Genomic DNA, 208 nt, shown 5'->3' on the forward strand with positions numbered 1-208 from the left:
GTGGAAGCGTGGTAACACGTGGAGCTGACGAATACTAATCGGTCGAGGACTTATCCACACACTCTTAGCAATCATGCGTATTCAGTTTTGAGGGAACGAATGCAAAGCGCATTTGTCGCTTCATTTTTCACGGAGCTGTGGTGAAGTTGGAGTTCACGCCGGTCTGTCACACCGGAGGTCGCGGGTTCGAGTCCCGTCAGCTCCGCCA

At 52.9% G+C, this 208-nt stretch carries 1 tRNA gene; it reads left to right on the top strand.

Annotated features, from left to right (window positions below):
* Window positions 1-131: 131 nt before the first annotated feature.
* Window positions 132-208, top strand: a tRNA-Asp gene (locus SB752_RS33510).

Source organism: Brevibacillus sp. SIMBA_040, assembly GCF_046535075.1.
Taxonomy (GTDB): domain Bacteria; phylum Bacillota; class Bacilli; order Brevibacillales; family Brevibacillaceae; genus Brevibacillus.